Origin of the sequence: Streptomyces sp. NPDC127177 (genome assembly GCF_042672475.1) — a bacterium.
In the GTDB taxonomy this organism is placed as follows: domain Bacteria; phylum Actinomycetota; class Actinomycetes; order Streptomycetales; family Streptomycetaceae; genus Streptomyces.
Window position 1 is genome coordinate 23,593 of the sequence record NZ_JBHXUW010000030.1, and the last position, 15,641, is coordinate 39,233.

The following is a 15,641-nucleotide window of genomic DNA, read 5'->3' on the forward strand; positions in this document are numbered from 1 at the left end:
CCGAGGCGGAGCGGAGGGGGACCATGAGTCGTGCGACCGGAGACACCCGACTCCCGGGCCGCGGAGCCGGCGTACGCCTGAAGCGCGCGGCGGCCGATGCGGCGGGGCGGTCGCGCCGTGAAGTGGCGGAGACATGGTCCGCGGTACAGGCCGCCGGGCGTCGCACGGTCGTGGCCGAGACGCTCCTGTGCGCCCTGGTGGCAGCCGTTGGCCTGGTTCCGCTGCTGCTGGCGCCCCCGCACCGGGTGGCCCCTGCCGTCCTGGAGGCGTTGTGGGCGGCGCTGATCGTTCCCGCCCGCCGCGGCCGTCCGGGCGTCGCCGTCCTGGCCTCCTCGGTCCTGGTCGTGGGGGACAACGTGTGGACCCTGGCCGTGGCGCCGTTGGTCGTCCTGTCCGCCGCCCGCCGTATCGAACCGTCGCGGCGTGTGTGGCGGTTCGTCGGGGCGGCCTGCGCGGGTGTCGTCGTCCTGACCCTGGCCCGCGCCCTGGTCCGGCCCGGGGGGCTGCTGCCGCTCCTGGCCGAGAGTGCGGTCTCGGCGGTGCTGCTCCTGCTGCTTCCTGCTCTGGCCGGCACCCTGCTGGGGCGGCGGCGGCCCCTCGTCCGTCTGTTGCGGGAACGCAACGCCTATCTGGAACAGGCCCGTGCGCTGACCGCCGCGACGGCCCGGCTGGAGGAACGGACCAGGATCGCGGGAGAGATGCACGACCTCCTGGGCCACCGGCTGAGCCTGATCTCGGTGCACGCCGGGGCGCTCGAACTCGGCGCCGCACGGCAGGCACCCGCCCTCGCCGGACAGGCCGAGCTGCTCCGTACGACGGCGGGTACGGCCATGGAGGAACTGCGAGAGATCCTCGGTGTCCTGCGGCACAAGGACCTCGCCGACCGGGCGCATCGGACCGATTGGGCGGATGGGACGGACGGGGCGCGCAGTTCGGGCCGGTCCGGCGACGAGAGGGGAACGCGTGAGGACATCGCCGCCCTCGTGGAGGAGTCCAGACGGACAGGCGGCTCAGTCGAGTTGGACTGGTCCGTTCCCGACACCGCCGACGTCGTTCCGCGCACGCGACAGGCGATCCACCGGGTGGTCCGCGAGGGCCTGACGAACGTACTGAAACACGCGTCCGGCGCGCCCACCACCGTGGTGGTCCGGAGCACGGACAGCGCTGTCGAAGTGTCCGTCACCAACGGGGCACCCGACATCGGTGGCCACTCCCGCGGCGGGACTCACAGCGGTCTGGCCGCCTGTCAGGAGCGGATCTCGTTGCTCGGTGGCACGTTCCGGTCGGGCACCCTGACGGACGGTGGCTTCCGCGTCGCGGCCTGGCTGCCCCTCCGGGGGAGTGAGCCCCCGGGATTCGTCGAGCCGGCGGAAACGCTCCCCGCTGAGCCCCTCCCTGTTCCTGGACCGGGACGGCGGCAGGCCGACGGTGGTGAACAGAGAGGGGCCCGAGCTCCTCTGCCGGACGAGATCCTGACCTGGCCGCGAGTCCTCGGATCGGGCTGCGTGACACTGCTCGTCATCCTCCCCACGGCCGTCTTCCTCGGCGCCCTGCTTGTCTACGCGGCCCTAAGATGAGCTGATGATCCGAGTCCTGGTCGCCGACGACGAGGCGCTGATGCGCGCGGGAATCCGGCTGATCCTGGAGAACGCCGAGGACATCCGGGTGGTCGCCGAGGCGGGCGACGGTCGTGAGGCCGCCGCGGCCTGCCGTGCCCAGGACATCGACGTGGCCCTGCTCGACATCCAGATGCCGGGCCGGGACGGGATCGCCGCCGCCGAGGACATCACCCGGCTCTCACCCCGCACCTGCGTCGTGATGCTGACGGCGTTCGGTGAGGAAGAGAGCGTGACGCGAGCCCTGCGGGCCGGAGCGAGCGGATTCCTGCTGAAGGACACCGGTCCCGCCGAACTGATCCGCGCCGTGCAACGCGCCGCCGAAGGCGAACCGGTACTGGCACCCAGGATCACCCGGCAGCTGCTGGAACGACACGTGAAGTCCGGCCGGAACACCGAGACCGCGCTGCGCCGGACCGGGGTACTCACCCCGGCCGAACACGATGTGCTGCGGCTGCTGGGCACGGGCCTTTCCAACGCGGAGATCGCGGATCAGCTGTATCTGAGCGCCGGTACGGTCAAGGCCCACATCAGCCGGATCCTCACCCGCACCGGCTGCGCCAACCGCGTCCAGGCCGCCGTCCTGGCGCACGACGCCGGGCTGCTCACCGGCCACTGAGCCCGCGTCGCGGCCGTCCGTCACGCGAGGCGGCGGCGTTCGAGCATCGCCGCCAGGGCGTAGGCGCCGCCACCGGCGATGGTGAGGACCCAGTAGAGGCCGGGGGTGCCGAAGAGCAGTGCCGCCGTCGAGGTCAGGGCGAGCCAGGTGCCGAGGCCGTAGTGCAGCAGGTTGCGGCGGGCGGCGCCTTCGGCGAGGTAGAGCAGGCCGACGACGAGTCCGGAGCCGGTGGGCCAGAGCATGGACTGCAGGTCGGGCAGATCGAGGCTGTTCGTCAGGCCGGTGATGGCGAGGAAAAGGGCGCCGAAGGCGATGACCCAGGCGGCGCCGAGCAGTTTGCCGGACAGGATGTCGTCGGCGCCGGTCGTGGCGCGCTGGGCGCGCAGGGCCGCGACGGTCGCCTGGACCGTTCCGGCGGCGAGGCCGATCCCGAGGAGTGTCATCGGCAGCCAGTCCGGCAGGTCGAGCAGGGGAGTGCTGCCCCGGGAGACCGCGGCGCTGCCGTGGCCGAGCACATAGGCGAGTCCGAAGCTGACGTAGGTGGCGCGGTTGTCGACTTCGGTCGTGTTCGCGGTCGCGGTCGGGGTCGCGGGACGCCGGGTGGGCGTGGATCCGGGGGCGAACGGTGCGACGGGGGCAGGTGCGGTGGCGGGCATGGCGGGAACCTCCGGGGTGGGGCCGAGAGCAAGTTCACGGCCGTGAACTCACTTGGTTTTCGGGCGACTTGTGTAGACGGGCTGGGTCTGGGCCCTGGCCTGGGGCTGAGCCCCAGGCTCAGCCGGGGGTAGGGGGCGGGCCACCCGCTGCCGTGTCGAGGTGGGACAGCGAGGCCACGAAGGGACGTACGAGACCGGCGGGCCAGGGGAAGGCGCGGGATATGGCGCGTTGGTGGGCGAGCCCGTGCAGTCCGAGCCAGAGTGCGATCGCGTCGGCGCACGGGTCGTTGCTGGTCGAATGTCCGGCGGCGACGCAGTCGGTGAGGCCGAGCGTGAGGACCTTCAGGGCGTCCGCGCCGAGGGACGCCAGATCGTCTCCGGCGTCGCCGCCGTCGGTGACGGCGACAGGGTTGGCGCGTTCACCGAACATGGCGCGGTAACGCTCCGGGTGGGCGGCGGCGAAATCGAGGTAGGCGTGGCAGGCGGCGTGCAGGCGCTGCGCGGCGTCGCCGCCGGCGGCGTCCGCAGCCGCCCCGAGCCGGCCGGCCAGATCGGCGAAGGCCTCGCGGACCACGGCGAGCAGGATGGCCGTCCGGCCGGTGAAGTGCGGGTAGATCGACGGGGCGGTGATCCCTGCCCTCCGGGCCACGGAGCGCAGGGTGACGTCCCGTTCGTCGCCGCGATCGAGCAGATCGGTCGCCGCGGCCACGATCTCGGCGCGCAGATGATTGCCCTCGCCCCGACGGTTCCGCGGACGGTGAGCTCGGCGGGGCGGCGCCGTGTCGGTGGTGAGGTGGGCGGTGTTCTGCCCGGGGGTCGTGTCGGTGGTGAGGTGGGCGGTGTTCTGCCCGGGGGTCGTGTCGGTGGTGAGGTGGGCGGTGTTCTGCCCGGGGGTCGTGTCGGTGGTGAGGCGGGCGGTGTTCTGCCCGGGGGTCGTGTCGGTGGTGAGGCGGGCGGTGTTCTGCCCGGGCGTCGTGTCGGCGGTGAGGTGGGGATTGCTCTGCCCGGGCGTCGCGTCGGCGGTATGGAGGGCGCTGTCCTGTCCCGGGGGCGCGTCGGCGGCGGGGGGCGTTCCGGCACGTTGCGGGGAGGCGCCGGTGGTGACGGGCGCTCCCCGGTCCGTGTCGGTGGTCACGGGCGCCGCGTCACGCAGTCCCCGGCCCCCGCCGGCGGCGAGGCGCATCCCGTCACGTCCCGGGGACGAGGACGACCTTGCCGAGGACGGTGCGGGACTCGGCGAGCGCGAGCGCGGAGGAGGCCTCGGTCAGGGGCATCTCCGCGGCGATCTGCGGGATGAGAGCGCCGTCGGCCACCAGCCGCAGCACCTGCGTGAGGTCCTCGCTCAGCCGCTGCTGCCACACCGCCCGACGGCGCCGGCCGGCCCAGTAGTTGTAGAAGTGCGCACTCTTGCCGTTGGGCAGGGAGTTCCACGCCGCCAACCGCGCGAACAGCTTCAGGACCGGCAGTTGCGAGCTGCCTTCCTCGTCCTTCGTCGCGGCCGTGCCGTAGGAGACCAGCGTTCCGCCTCGGCGCAGCAGCCGCCAGGACTCCTCCACTCCGGCGCCGCCGACATGGTCGAAGACCGCGTCCACACCGTCCGGCGCGAGCTCCCGGATCTTGGCGTACATGTCGGGGTCTCGGTAGTCGACGGGGCTCGCGCCCAGCTCGCGCACGGTGGCGTGGTGGCGGGGCGAGGCCGTGCCGATCACCGTGATGCCCGCGTGCCGGGCCAGTTGTACGAGTGTGGAGCCGACTCCGCCGTTGGCGCCGAGGACGACGATGATCCCGCCCTGCCGGACATCGGCCAGCCGGTGCAGCATCTGCCAGGCGGTGATCCCGTTGACGAGCACCGCCTCCGCCGCCGCGGCGTCCACATCGCCGGGTACGGGCATCAGGTCCACGGCGTCGAGGAGCAGGTGGCTGGCCCAGGCACCGGTCTTGGTGACCGCGGCGAACCGGCGTCCGGTGAGCGCGGCGTCCACGCCGGGCCCGGTGGCGGTGACCGTGCCCACCACGTCGTAGCCGGGCACGAAGGGGAACGGCGGCTGGTCGTAGTACTTCCCCCGCCGCATCTGCTGCTCGGCGAAGGCGACCCCGGTCGCCTCCATCCGCAGCACGACCTGGCCCGCGGCCGGCGCCGGCAGTTCGCGGGTGCGGACCTCGAGACCCTCCGGCTCGACCGCGCCCGGCAGGACGATCTCGGTGGCGCGAGTGGTGACGGTACTGGCGGTCATGGTTTTACCCCTCAAGGCTTCGCGTCGTTTGCTTACGGGTGTAACGCTACAGCCGTAATTGGAGCGTCCGCAAGAGGGATACGCCCATAAACTTCACGGCGTAAGGTGACGGCATGGAAAGTAATGGAGAAGCGGCCCCGGAGGCGCCGAAGCGGGCCCGTGCGCGTAATCGCCGCGGTGAGGGCGGTCGTCTGCGCGAGGACATCGTCGCCGCCGCGGTGGAGCTGCTGGACGAAGCGGGCGACGAGCGGGCCATCACCCTGCGATCGGTCGCCCGGCGGGTCGGAATCGCCGCCCCGTCGATCTACCCGCACTTCCCGGATCAGCCGGCCATCATGCTCGCCGTCGTGCAGCGGGAGTTCGCCGGACTGCACAACAGCCTGCTCTCGGCGCTGGAAGGGGTGGGCGCCGATCCCCGGGATCGGCTGTACGCCGTGTGCAACGCCTATCTGGGCTTCGCCCGGACCCATCCCGAGCGCTACCGCACGATGTTCGGCGGCCTCTGGGTGCCGGACCTGGGTGACAGCTCCCTGACCGCGTCGGATCTCGCCGAACTCGGCGCCGACACGATGCGGATCCTCGTCGACGAACTCGCGGGCTGTGTCGCCGCCGGGTGGTCCACCAGCACCGATCCGTCCAGCGACGCGGTCGCGCTGTGGCTGGGCCTGCACGGACTGGCGCATCAGCGCGCCGTGACGCGCGCCTTCCCCTGGCCGGAGGACATCGCCGACCGCGTCATCACCGCGCTCGCCCGCCTGGACGCCCCGGCCGGCTGAGGTCTTCGCCCCGGTCGGATGGGGTCTTGGCCCCGGCTGGATGGGGTCTTCGCCCCGGTCGGCTGGGGTCTTCGCCCCCGCCCGTGGGGATCAGCCTCCGCGTGGCGGTTCCACCCGCGCCAGCCATGCGGTCAGCAGTGGCTCCAGTGCCGCGGCCTCGTCGCCGGTCAGGGCGTCGAGGAGGCGGCGTTCGTTGCGCATGTGCTCCGTGAACGCCTGGTCGATCAGCTCCCGGCCCGCGTCGGTGAGGGCGACCACCCGCCCCCGTCCGTCCCCGGCGGCCCGGCGGCGGGTGACCAGGCCGGCGCGCTCCAGCCGGTCGACGCGCTTGGTCATGGCGCCCGTGGTGACCATGGTGTGCGTGGCCAGTTCCCCGGGGGCCCGTTCGAACGGCTCCCCGGCCCGCCGAAGAGCGGCCAGTACGTCGAACTCGCCCTCGCTCAGGCCGAATCGCCGGTAGACCACGCACAGCTCCTCCGTGAGCAGCCCGCCGAGCCGGTGCAGCCGTCCGATCACGCCCTGTGGGCTCACGTCGAGATCGGGGCGTTCGCGGGACCACTCGGCCTGGATGCGTGCGACGTGGTCCGGAGGCTGCGGGGCGGAGGAGGAATCCCAGGAATCCTGCATGTCCTCACTATAGCTTCCAAGGAAGGCATAATAGTTTCCATGGAAGCTACATTGCGGTGGGTGCTGATCACGGCGATCGCGCCGGTGGCGTGGGGCACCAACTACTACGTCACCCGCGCCTACCTGCCTGCCGAGACCCCGCTCTACGGGGCCGCGATCAGGGCCCTGCCCGCCGGACTGCTGCTCCTGGCCGTCCGCCGGCAGCGGCCCCACGGCTCCTGGTGGTGGAAGGCCGCGGTCCTCGGTGTCCTCAACATGGGCGGGTTCTTCGCCCTCGTCTACGTCGCCGCGCAACTGCTCCCCACCAGCACCGCGTCGACGATCATGGCGGCCTCTCCGGTGGCCATGATGCTGATCGCCTGGGCGCTGGTCGCGGAACGGCCGGGCCTGCTGCCCCTGCTGGGCGCCGCCGCGGGCATCGCCGGGGTGTGCCTCATGCTGCTGACCGGATCGGTCTCCGTCGACGTGCGTGGAGTGCTGGCGTCGGTGGCCGCCATGCTGATGTCGTCCCTCGGCTACGTTCTCGCCAAGCGCTGGGGTGCGGGCGCCGACGTCCTTGCCTCGACCTCCTGGCAGCTGATCGCCGGTGGTCTACTGCTGCTGCCCCTCGCCGCCGTGGTCGAGGGCGCGCCGCCCGCGCTCGACGGGCCCGCCGTCCTCGGATTCGGTTACGTCACCGTGGTGGCGACCGCGGTCGCGTTCGCCGCCTGGTTCACGGGCCTGCGCCATCTGCCCGCCGCCACCGTCGGACTGGTCGGACTGCTCAACCCGGTGACCGGGGTGCTGCTCGGCACCGTGATCGCGGGGGAGTCCCTCACTCTCCGGCAGGTGTGCGGGCTCGTCCTGGTGCTGGGCGGGATCCTCCTCGGCCGGCCGAGGAGCCGGCGGCCCGCCGCGATCCGCACACCGGTGGACGGGAAGGCCCCCACTACGGCTGGGTGACCCTCAACTCCCGTACGCCCGTCGGCTCGTCCGCATCCGCAGACCGGACCGTCACCCGCACCTCGCGGGCCACCGCTCCCGCCCGGTACGGTTCCCAGCGCTGCCCGTCGGCTGAGGTCTCCAGCCGGTGCGAGGCCGGCCGCACATCCGTCCACTCCGGTGTGATCGCCGTGACCGCCGCCGTCCGCCCGAGATCCACGGTCAGCGTGCCCGTCGCCCCGTCCGGGGACCAGGCCGTCGCCGTACTGCCGTCAACGGCCGCGGCCGCGTACAGCCCGGGCGTCTCGGAGGTGGCCGTCACCGGACGGCACCGGGACGCGTCGGTGGTCGGAGTCAGATCGGGGCGGCGGGTGGGCAGGGTGAGCGTGGTGGACAGAAGACGTGAACCGGCGGGCGTGTGGAGCGTGAACGGGGCGCCCGCGGTCAGCCGTACCTCCGTCGTGCGCGGGCCGATCGCGATGTCGTACGTCCGCCCTCGATAGCGCAGGCCCGTCAGCGTGACCCCTTCGCGCAGTTGCGGCGGCAGTGTCGGATCCAGCCGCACCCCGTCCTCCCGCAGCCGCAACCCCGTCAGCCCGTGCGTGAACACCTGGAGGAAGCCGCCCTTGCCGGTGACGAAGTCCTCGGCGGGGAAACCGGACAGGGGATCCTGCGCGCCCGCCTTGGCGCCCCGCGCCTCGCTGAACAGGGCGTACGGGCCGCGCAGGAACGGGCGCACGGACCGCTGGAGATAGGTGTACGTGGCACAGCCCGGCTCCCCGATCGCGGCGGCGTCGACCGCGTGGACGGCATCCGTCATCGCCGGGCCGTCCGGATCGGTGTGGGAGGCGTAGTAGTCGAGCGTGGCGGCGGCCGCACCGGACTCCATCGGCCACTCCAGCGGATAGATGAGCAGGACGGTGTCGGCCTGTTTGATCGTCGAGCCGTCGTAGCCCGCGTACTGGAGGAAGAGCTTGCGTTCGGGGTCGTACGGGATGCGCAGTCCGTTCGCGACCTCGTTCCACTCGGCCGGAGCGGGGTGGCCGAGCAGCCGCGCCGCGCGGGTGGCGTTGCGCAGGGCGGTGGCGGCGACGGCATTGGTGAACACCCCGTCCGTGACGCCGTTGCTGTACTCGTCGGGACCCGCCACCTCCTTGACGGAGTAGCTGCCGTCGTCGTTCTCGGTGGCGCGCGAGGCCCAGAAGTCGGCGATGCCCTGGAGGAGTTGCCAGCCGTGGCCGGCCAGCCAGTCACGGTCGCCGGTGGCCAGGTAGTACTGCCAGACGGCCAGCGAGACATCGCCCTGGAGGTGGTTCTGGGTGACGCAGTGCGGCGGGTCCCAGCTCTGGCACTCCGACCAGAGGTTGCCCCTGCTCGCACTCGTCCACGGGTAGAACAGCCCCTTGAACCCCAGCTTCCCGGCGTTGGTACGGGCCTCGTCGCGGGTGCGGTAGCGGTACTCGACCACCGAACGGGCCAGCTCGGGGCGGGTGGCGAGCAGCCCCGGGTACATCCACGTCTCGGCGTCCCAGAACACCATGCCCGCGTAGTTGTCGCTGGTCAGTCCGGCCGGGGCGATGCTGTCGCGGGAGCCGGTGCGGGTGGAGGCGAGGAGCCCGTACTGCGCCGAGCGCAGCCACTTCTGCAGATCAGGACTGCCCGGTACCAGCACGTCCGCTGCCCAGTCCCGGTGCCAGGCTGCGGCGTTCTCGTCGAGGACGCCGGACCAGCCGAGCCGAGCCGCGCGCCGGGACGCCTCACGGGCTGAGGTGCGCGGGGCGCGCGAAGTGAGCGCGGTATCGACCCCGACGTACTTCTCGAACGTATACGTGCGCCCGGCGCTCACCCGCGACGTCGCCGTACCCACCGCGCTCCGGTGCGCGACTCCGGGGTCCCGGAGCGCGTCCTCCAGGTTCTGGTGCACGCTCCCGGAGGGCAGGCGCATCGTCTGCACGATCGCGCCCTCAGTCCCGGTGCCCGTCGTGCGGAACGTTCCGTCGTCGTCGAGTGCGATCCGGCGCGCGCCGCGTGGGTCGAGCCGGCCGGTGACCGTCGCCGTGCCGCTCCAGTGCGGAGTCAAGCGCAGCCGTACGGCGCCGGTGTGCACGGCGGCGCGGTCTGCCAGCACCTCGTACGTCAGGTCGGTCGCGCGGCCGTCGGCGGTCGTCCAGCGCAGCGACGTACGCACGAGTCCGCAGCGCAGGAACACCGTCTGGCGGTACCGGGAGATCCGGCCCGCCGGAGTCGCGGAACCGTACGTCTCATCGCCCACCCGCACATCGAGGTTCGTCCAGCTCGGCAGCGCGGCCGCCACCTCGCGGTCGGCCGACAGGTCAGGGTCGCGGCCGAAGAGCCCGGAGACGAAGGCCCCGTCGTAGCGCGGGGTGAACAGCGGCCAGCCGGTCTTCTCGGTCCGCTCCGCGTACCCGGCGCCCGCGGCGGGCACCCGGTGGCCCAGATAGCCGTTGCCGACATAGGGGTCGTAGCCCTTGGCCTCGCCGAACGCCGTGGACGTGGGAGCCCAGGCGGGGTCGGTGTCCCTGCCGCAGGCCACATCGTCACCGCGCCCCGCGGCGGGGCCGGGTGAGGCGGCGGGCGACGCCTGGCCGGAGGCGTGGGCGACGGGCGGCAGGGGTGCGATCAGGGCGCACGCGAGCAGTGACGTGAGGAGAGTGTTACGCGAGAGGCTCACGGTACGAACGTAGAGAGACGGCCCCGCCGCGCCGGCGCACGGCGCGCGGGTGAACGGCTGACGCGACAGCGGCCGGGTGCCGCCTCAGCGGCTGCGAGTCCCGTCTCGGACCTGCCGGGGCCGCCTCGGATTTGCTGGCGGGGCCGCTTCTGGCCGGCCCGGGCCCGCCTTGGACTTGCCGGGCCACCTCGGCATTCCCGGGCCCGCCCCGGACGTGCCCGGTCCCGGGCCCGCCCCGGACGTGCCCGGTCCCGGGCCCGCCCCGGATTTGCCGGGCAGGCCGCGTGCCGCGTGCTCCGGCTCAGGCCGTGAGGCGCGCCTCCGCGGTGCACCGCCTCCGATTCGCCGGCCCGCCACGGAGACTTGCCCCGGCCCCCAAGTTGCTCTCAGGCGGACGCGAGGCCCGTCTTGAGCCCCGCGCCGCACAGCGGCACGACGACGCTGCGGTCCGTCCAGCCGCCGACCGCGGCCCAGCAGGCGACCCCGGTCGTCTCCACGTAGAAGCCGCGAGTGGCCAGATCCAGCTGTGCGCTGCGGATCTGATCCTCGGTCACGGTCAGGAAGGTGCCGCCCGACTCGCGTACCGCCGCCAGGATCGCCCGGGCCCGGGGCGGACGCGGGATGGCGATGCCCTCGGCGAGGGTGGGGGAGACCGGTGCGGCCGGGGCGTCGAGGAGATCCTCCGCCCCGGCCCGGAAGGCGGCGGCAAGCGGGGAGACCGCATCGGACTGCACGGCGATCAGGGCCGGACGGGTGCTGATCAGGCCCTGGGCATGGAGTTCCGTGATGGCCAGGGCCGCGCCCAGGAGCAGGGTGCCGTTGCCGACCGGTACGGCGATGGCGTCCGGGAGCGTGCCGCCGAGGTCCTCCCACATCTCGTAGACGTAGGTCTTCGTGCCGTGCAGGAAGTACGGGTTGAAGACGTGCGAGGCGTAGAACGTGCCTGGCGCGTCGGCGGCGGTACGGGCGGCCAGGGCCGTCGACTCGCGGTCTCCGGGGACGATTTCCAGCCGGGCTCCATGGGCCCGGATCTGCTCGGTCTTCTTCGCGGACGTGCCCTCGGGGACGTACACCGTGCAGGGCAGCCCGGCCCGCGCGCAGTATGCCGCGACGGCGGTGCCCGCGTTGCCGCTGCTGTCCGCCACGACACGGTCGGGGGAGAGCCGGCGGGCCAGTTCGGCGAGCATCACGGCTCCGCGGTCCTTGAAGGAGAGCGTCGGCATGAGGAAGTCGAGCTTGGCCGAGACCGTGCCGGTGAGCGGGACGAGCGGTGTGCGGCCCTCGCCCAGGGTGGTCGTGGGGGACGCGAGCGGCAACACCTCCTCGTACCGCCACAGGGAGTTGACCCGGCCGGGCAGGGCGCCGGGGCGGAGGGGGTCCGTGATCTCGAAGTCGAGGTCCCACGGGCCGCGGCAGACCGGACAGCACCATGCCGGGGAGGTGAGGTCGGCGCGGGTCCCGTCCTGCGGGCAGCGGTATGCGGTGGCCATGGCAACCAGCATGTCAGGCGGCCGGCGGCGGGCAGGGGCCGGCCGGATCGGTCCGGGCCGCCGTGCGGAGCCCGGCCGCGTGCTGCTACCGCGGGTATGCGCACGTCGGCAGCGAATCATCACTTCGAGTGAAACCTTGGCCTGTGCTTGCGGTTCTGAACCCACGGTTGCGACGCTGTTGCAGTCTGTCAACCTCTTGGGGAGTGGCTTGTGACTTTCGGTGAGCAGCCCGCCTATCTGCGCGTTGCGAGCGATCTGCGAGAGAAGATCGCCAATGGTTCGCTGCCGCCGCATACGCGCCTGCCGTCGCAGGCGCGTATCCGCGAGGAGTACGGGGTCTCGGACACCGTCGCGCTGGAGGCGCGCAAAGTGCTGATGGCCGAGGGGCTGGTCGAGGGCCGCTCCGGCTCCGGCACGTATGTGCGCGAGCGTCCCGTCCCACGCGGCATCGCGCGCTCCGGTTTCCGGTCGGAGACCGGCGCCAGCCCGTTCCGGCAGGAACAGACGGCGGAGGGCGCGCGGGGGACCTGGGAGTCCCGGAGCGAACAGGAGGGGGCGAGTCCGGAGATCGCCGAACGGCTGGGAATCGAGCCGGACGACCGTGTGATGCGTACGCGCTACGTCTTCCGGGAGGCCGGTGAACCCATGATGCTCTCCACCTCCTGGGAGAACCTCGCGGTCACGGGGCGCACGCCCGTGATGCTGCCCGAGGAGGGCCCGCTCGGCGGTTGCGGGGTGGTCGAGCGGATGGCCGCGATCGATGTGGTGGTGGACAACGTGGCCGAGCAGGTCGGCGCCCGCCCGGGGCTTGCGGAGGAGCTCCTGGCGCTCGGCGGGGTGCCGGGGCACGTGGTGATGGTGATCGAGCGGACGTACTACGCGTCGGGGCGGCCCGTCGAGACCGCCGATGTGGTGGTGCCCGCCGACCGATACCGGATCGCCTACCGCCTCCCCGTCAGATGACCGGTCCCCGCGAGAGCCGTCCCTGTCGGGTGGCCGGTGCCCGGAAGCACCGTTCCCGGCAGCCGGCCGGTACTCGCGAGCACCGCCCCCGGCAGGTGGTCGATAGCCGGTGGTGCGCGTCCGGCGCCCGTGACGACAAGTTAACGCCCGCCCGGAACCCGTAACAGCCGGGCAATCGCCGCCCGTGATGGCTTGTCATGTCCTGCTCCTAACTTCCCGTTCGAACCCGCACACCGGACTGACGAACGGGAAGTCGCCGATGACGGACACAGCCATACCTGAGACGGCCGGGGCTCTTGAGGCGGACACCGCCCCAGGGGCCCCGGCGGGCGGGGCCGGAGCCCCGCCGCCCAGGCGCAGTTACGCGAAGCTCGCCGCCGACGAGAGCCGCGAGGACTACTCGCTGCGCTACGCACCGCACTCGTTCCGGCGCTGGTCCCCCGCCGTGGTCGCGGGCACCGCGCTCGGCGGGATCGCCTATCTCGCCGACTTCGCGATCGGTGCCTCGATCGTCTTCACCTACGGTTTCACCAGCGGATTCGCCTCGATCCTGGCCGCCGCGACGATCATCTTCCTCACCGGCATCCCCATCGCCCGGGCCTGCGCGAAGTACGGCCTGGACATGGACCTGGTCACCCGGGGCGCCGGGTTCGGCTACTTCGGCTCGACGCTGACCTCGCTGATCTACGCGTCCTTCACCTTCATCTTCTTCGCCCTCGAAGGCTCGATCATGGCGCAGGCCATGCACCAGGCCATCGGTCTGCCGGTCGAGGCGGGCTATCTGATCACCACGCTGATCGTCATCCCGATCGTCTTCCGGGGGATGGGAGCCCTCGCCAAGGTGCAGGCCTGGACCCAGCCGATCTGGATCATCGGCATGGTGCTCCCGTTCGTCGTGCTCGCCTTCGAGGCGCCGGACGCCTGGGGCGCGTTCGGCTCCTTCGGCGGTACGGAAGGCGCGGGGCCGGGCTTCTCCTGGATCGGGTTCGGGCTCGGTACGGGCGTCGCGCTCTCGCTCATCGCCCAGATCGGTGAGCAGGCCGACTACCTGCGCTTCATGCCCGCGAAGACCGAGGCCAACAAGCGCCGCTGGAACATCGCGGTCATCGCCGCCGGCCCCGGCTGGGTCATCATCGGCGCGGCCAAGCAACTCGGTGGTGCGCTGCTCGCCTTCGTCGCGCTGGAAGCGGTCGGCAAGACACACGCGCTGGAGCCGATCGCGCCACAGATCGAGGCGCTGAAGCCCTGGCTGGGCTCGTTCGCGCTGCCCGCCGCCGCGCTCTTCGTGATCGTGTCGCAGATCAAGATCAACGTGACCAACGCCTACAGCGGCTCGCTGTCCTGGTCGAACTTCTTCTCCCGCATCACCCACCGTCACCCGGGCCGGGTCTGGTACATCTTCCTCAATCTCGTCATCGCGCTGACGCTGATGGAGATGAACATGTTCGCGGCCCTCAACAAACTGCTGGGCTTCTACTCGAACGTCGGCATCGCCTGGATCGCCGCCGTCGCGGCCGACCTGGTCATCAACAAGCGGATCGGGCTGAGCCCGCCGTACATCGAGTTCAAGCGCGCCTACCTGTACGCGGTGAACCCGGCGGGGTTCGGCGCCATGCTGATCGCCTCGACCGTATCGATCCTCGCCTTCTTCGGGCTGTTCGGTACCTACCCGGAGGCCTTCTCGACCTTCATCGCGGCCGGCCTCTCGCTGACCCTCTGTCCGCTGATCGCGTGGGCGACCGGCGGCAGGTACTACCTGGCCCGGCCCAATCCGGTGAACGGTCCGGGGGTCGAGGTCGCGGACATCACCGCCACCCACACCTGCTCCGTCTGCGAAACGGCCTACGAACTCCCGGACATCGCCGACTGTCCCGTGCAGTCCGGCCCGATCTGCTCGCTGTGCTGCTCGTTGGACGCGGAGTGCGGGGATGTCTGCCGCAAGGAACCGGCCAACGGTCCGGTCCTCATGCCGGTGCCCGTGCTGCGCCAGGGGGCGGGCGAGGGCGCGTAAGCGACCGCGGGCCGGGCGTAGAACCTACGGTTCCGGATCTGCCCGATCCGATCCGGGCAGGTCAGGCGAGATCCGTGCCGGATCGGCCCGAATCCCCCTGGGGGCGCATCCAGTTGGATGCGCCCCCAGGGGGTTGGTCCACACCTGGCCGGATCGGTATCTCTTTGTGCAATTACGTATTCGTTGTGTGAAGGTCAGGCGTACGCTCGGGCATATGCGTACTGCGGTTTCCTGGGGATCCTTAGAGACGTGCACGCCGTTCAGGGGAGGGGCGCAATGCTCGGGAGGGACACGATGAGCGACAGCGGTGCCGTGCTCCCTTGGCTGGTGATACGGCAGGACGACAACGGCAACCGCTACCGCGTGGGCAGGTACGCCACGCAGGACGAGGCCCAGCGGACCGCCGACAAGCTCGATGTCCGCGGCCCCGAGCGGCTCTACTGGGTGGAGCGCGTAGGACAGACCACCCGCCCGTAGCGTGTGTGCCCGGCCCTGGCCGGCCGGCGTGGTCGTAGTGGGCGCGTCGGCCGCGGGGCCTTCATCCTCCGGGGCGGCCGGGCCGGGCATTACGCTCCGGGGCATGACTGATCGTGTGGTGGTGGCCGGAGCCGTCTACGACCGGGGGCGGTTGCTCGCAGCGCGCCGCAGTGCCCCGCCCGAGCTGGCCGGCCGCTGGGAACTGCCCGGCGGCAAGGTGGAGCCGGGGGAGAGCGGCGAGCAGGCGCTCGTGCGCGAACTCCGGGAGGAACTCGGCGTCGAGACGGAGCCGCTGGAGCGCATCCCCGGTGAGTGGCCGCTCAAACCCGGCTATGTGCTCCGGGTGTGGACGGCCCGCCTGGTGTCCGGTGTGCCCGCGCCTCTTGAGGATCACGACGAACTGCGCTGGCTCGGGCCGGAAGAGAGCGACACCGTCGACTGGCTGGAGCAGGACCGGCCCGCGGTCGCCGAGGCCGTACGGCGACTGTCCGGCGGCGCACACCACTGAGCAGAGTGCCCGACCCGCGGCGCGCCGAAGGGGCCGTGCGCCCTTTCACTA

14 protein-coding genes are annotated in these 15,641 nt (G+C 72.0%); 8 read left to right on the forward strand and 6 right to left on the reverse strand.

Going from position 1 to position 15,641, the window contains the following annotated elements; genetic code table 11:
• The first annotated feature begins 23 nt into the window (after positions 1-23).
• Entirely contained in the window at positions 24-1,577 is a 1,554-nt protein-coding gene (locus tag ACFVJX_RS19765; protein ID WP_384126442.1) for a sensor histidine kinase, read from the forward strand.
• Positions 1,578-1,581: 4 nt separating this feature from the next.
• Positions 1,582-2,235: a response regulator gene (locus tag ACFVJX_RS19770; protein WP_384126441.1), complete on the forward strand. Its 654-nt coding sequence runs from the start codon at positions 1,582-1,584 to the stop codon at positions 2,233-2,235.
• Between the two features lie 20 nt (positions 2,236-2,255).
• Here the strand turns inward: ACFVJX_RS19770 and ACFVJX_RS19775 are convergent, their stop codons facing one another.
• The 3 genes from ACFVJX_RS19775 to ACFVJX_RS19785 all read right to left on the reverse strand — a co-directional run bounded on the left by ACFVJX_RS19775 (position 2,256) and on the right by ACFVJX_RS19785 (position 5,125).
• The gene (locus ACFVJX_RS19775) at positions 2,256-2,891 is read right to left on the reverse strand and encodes an ABC transporter permease (RefSeq protein WP_384126440.1); all 636 of its coding nucleotides are present in this window, start codon (positions 2,889-2,891) and stop codon (positions 2,256-2,258) included.
• A gap of 118 nt (positions 2,892-3,009) precedes the next feature.
• On the reverse strand, positions 3,010-4,026 hold the full coding sequence (locus ACFVJX_RS19780) for a TetR/AcrR family transcriptional regulator (RefSeq protein ID WP_385745217.1): 1,017 nt from the start codon (positions 4,024-4,026) through the stop codon (positions 3,010-3,012).
• 52 nt (positions 4,027-4,078) lie between these two features.
• Positions 4,079-5,125: a medium chain dehydrogenase/reductase family protein gene (locus tag ACFVJX_RS19785; RefSeq protein ID WP_384126437.1), complete on the reverse strand. Its 1,047-nt coding sequence runs from the start codon at positions 5,123-5,125 to the stop codon at positions 4,079-4,081.
• A gap of 113 nt (positions 5,126-5,238) precedes the next feature.
• Here ACFVJX_RS19785 and ACFVJX_RS19790 point away from each other — a divergent pair, with 113 nt between their 5' ends.
• Positions 5,239-5,901, forward strand: coding sequence for a TetR/AcrR family transcriptional regulator (locus tag ACFVJX_RS19790; protein ID WP_384126436.1), 663 nt, complete (start codon positions 5,239-5,241; stop codon positions 5,899-5,901).
• 90 nt (positions 5,902-5,991) lie between these two features.
• Here the strand turns inward: ACFVJX_RS19790 and ACFVJX_RS19795 are convergent, their stop codons facing one another.
• On the reverse strand, positions 5,992-6,528 hold the full coding sequence (locus tag ACFVJX_RS19795) for a MarR family winged helix-turn-helix transcriptional regulator (RefSeq protein WP_384126434.1): 537 nt from the start codon (positions 6,526-6,528) through the stop codon (positions 5,992-5,994).
• Positions 6,529-6,567: 39 nt separating this feature from the next.
• Here ACFVJX_RS19795 and ACFVJX_RS19800 point away from each other — a divergent pair, with 39 nt between their 5' ends.
• Complete coding sequence (locus tag ACFVJX_RS19800) at positions 6,568-7,470, forward strand: DMT family transporter (RefSeq protein WP_384126433.1); 903 nt, start codon at positions 6,568-6,570, stop codon at positions 7,468-7,470.
• Here the strand turns inward: ACFVJX_RS19800 and ACFVJX_RS19805 are convergent.
• Positions 7,457-10,141: a discoidin domain-containing protein gene (locus ACFVJX_RS19805; RefSeq protein WP_384126432.1), complete on the reverse strand. Its 2,685-nt coding sequence runs from the start codon at positions 10,139-10,141 to the stop codon at positions 7,457-7,459. The two genes, ACFVJX_RS19800 and ACFVJX_RS19805, sit on opposite strands and share 14 nt — an antisense overlap.
• A gap of 386 nt (positions 10,142-10,527) precedes the next feature.
• The gene (locus ACFVJX_RS19810; protein WP_384126430.1) at positions 10,528-11,631 is read right to left on the reverse strand and encodes a threonine synthase; all 1,104 of its coding nucleotides are present in this window, start codon (positions 11,629-11,631) and stop codon (positions 10,528-10,530) included.
• Between the two features lie 210 nt (positions 11,632-11,841).
• Here ACFVJX_RS19810 and ACFVJX_RS19815 point away from each other — a divergent pair, with 210 nt between their 5' ends.
• The 4 genes from ACFVJX_RS19815 to ACFVJX_RS19830 all read left to right on the forward strand — a co-directional run bounded on the left by ACFVJX_RS19815 (position 11,842) and on the right by ACFVJX_RS19830 (position 15,590).
• Positions 11,842-12,594, forward strand: coding sequence for a GntR family transcriptional regulator (locus ACFVJX_RS19815; RefSeq protein WP_384126429.1), 753 nt, complete (start codon positions 11,842-11,844; stop codon positions 12,592-12,594).
• A 259-nt stretch (positions 12,595-12,853) separates the two neighbouring features.
• A complete protein-coding gene (locus tag ACFVJX_RS19820; RefSeq protein ID WP_384126428.1) occupies positions 12,854-14,605 on the forward strand; it encodes a purine-cytosine permease family protein in 1,752 nt (583 codons plus the stop codon).
• A 294-nt stretch (positions 14,606-14,899) separates the two neighbouring features.
• A complete protein-coding gene (locus tag ACFVJX_RS19825) occupies positions 14,900-15,082 on the forward strand; it encodes an SPOR domain-containing protein (RefSeq protein WP_384126426.1) in 183 nt (60 codons plus the stop codon).
• 103 nt (positions 15,083-15,185) lie between these two features.
• Positions 15,186-15,590 (forward strand): (deoxy)nucleoside triphosphate pyrophosphohydrolase, encoded by a 405-nt coding sequence (locus tag ACFVJX_RS19830; protein ID WP_384126425.1) that lies wholly within the window; start codon positions 15,186-15,188, stop codon positions 15,588-15,590.
• Positions 15,591-15,641: the final 51 nt, after the last annotated feature.

Coding starts and splice junctions, on each gene's coding strand:
- ACFVJX_RS19795 (WP_384126434.1), bottom strand. CDS start 6,528: ATGCAGGATTCCTGGGATTCCTCCTCCGCCCCGCAGCCTCCGGACCAC.
- ACFVJX_RS19825 (WP_384126426.1), top strand. CDS start 14,900: ATGAGCGACAGCGGTGCCGTGCTCCCTTGGCTGGTGATACGGCAGGAC.
- ACFVJX_RS19770 (WP_384126441.1), top strand. CDS start 1,582: ATGATCCGAGTCCTGGTCGCCGACGACGAGGCGCTGATGCGCGCGGGA.
- ACFVJX_RS19775 (WP_384126440.1), bottom strand. CDS start 2,891: ATGCCCGCCACCGCACCTGCCCCCGTCGCACCGTTCGCCCCCGGATCC.
- ACFVJX_RS19810 (WP_384126430.1), bottom strand. CDS start 11,631: ATGGCCACCGCATACCGCTGCCCGCAGGACGGGACCCGCGCCGACCTC.
- ACFVJX_RS19785 (WP_384126437.1), bottom strand. CDS start 5,125: ATGACCGCCAGTACCGTCACCACTCGCGCCACCGAGATCGTCCTGCCG.
- ACFVJX_RS19800 (WP_384126433.1), top strand. CDS start 6,568: ATGGAAGCTACATTGCGGTGGGTGCTGATCACGGCGATCGCGCCGGTG.
- ACFVJX_RS19830 (WP_384126425.1), top strand. CDS start 15,186: ATGACTGATCGTGTGGTGGTGGCCGGAGCCGTCTACGACCGGGGGCGG.
- ACFVJX_RS19820 (WP_384126428.1), top strand. CDS start 12,854: ATGACGGACACAGCCATACCTGAGACGGCCGGGGCTCTTGAGGCGGAC.
- ACFVJX_RS19790 (WP_384126436.1), top strand. CDS start 5,239: ATGGAAAGTAATGGAGAAGCGGCCCCGGAGGCGCCGAAGCGGGCCCGT.
- ACFVJX_RS19765 (WP_384126442.1), top strand. CDS start 24: ATGAGTCGTGCGACCGGAGACACCCGACTCCCGGGCCGCGGAGCCGGC.